The following is a 912-nucleotide window of genomic DNA, read 5'->3' on the forward strand; positions in this document are numbered from 1 at the left end:
GTCACCAACCAGTCGGTGACGAACAACACGGCCGACACGACGCCGCCGTCGATCACCACGGTGACGATCCCCGACCAGGCGGCCAAGGTCGGCGACACGGTGACGGTGACGATCACCGTGGCCTCGGACAGCGACACCTACACGCTGGGCAGCGGCAGCACCGTCGGCGGCTTCGCGCTGGGCAACCTGACCAAGGTCGGCGCGACCACCTACACCGCCACCTTCACGGTCACCGCCGACGGCCAGCGCACTGGCGACCGCGCCGCCAACCAGGACATCCCGGTCAACATCGTCCTGGTCGACAGCGCCAGCAACGCCAACACCCCCTACACCACCGCGATCAGCCAGACCAACGACCGCATCGACACCAACGCCCCGCCGACGCTGGCGGTGCCGACCACGCCGCCGACGCTGGTCGACACCGCCGCCGCCGACAGCTTCCCGCTGATCGACGGCCAGCTCGCCGCGTCCGATCTGGAAGGCGACACGCTGACCTACTCCATCGCCGGCTCGCAGAGCTCCCCGCTCCAGTACGGCAGCGTCACGCTCGGCAACGGCGTCACCTACGACATCTGGTCCACCGGGCCGGGCGGCACCTCCTACGTCAACAGCCAGACCGGCCACTACGCCTACGTCTTCGACGCCGCCTTCCTCAACGGTGTGCCCGCCGGGCCGATGCAGGGGAAGAGCACCTTCACCGTCTCCGACGGCAACCGGAGCGTCTCGCAGGAACTCACCCTCAACTTCACCGGCGCCAACGACCGCCCGATCCTGTCCAGCGACGTCCGCAGCCTGACCGTCATCGACCAGGGCATCGCCGACACCGCGAACGGCGGGATGACCGTCACCGCCCTGCTGGCCTCCGCCGGCACCGCCACCGACGCCGAGTACGACAGCCCCGTCCCGATGGTC

General features: G+C 69.6%; 1 protein-coding gene. It reads left to right on the forward strand.

Annotation, left to right across the window (positions count from 1 at the left end; translation table 11 throughout):
- On the forward strand, window positions 1–912 hold a 912-nt coding region (locus DS837_RS32290), incomplete at both ends, for an Ig-like domain-containing protein (protein WP_211102460.1).

This window comes from Azospirillum brasilense (assembly GCF_008365405.1).
GTDB classification, from domain to species: domain Bacteria; phylum Pseudomonadota; class Alphaproteobacteria; order Azospirillales; family Azospirillaceae; genus Azospirillum; species Azospirillum brasilense_D.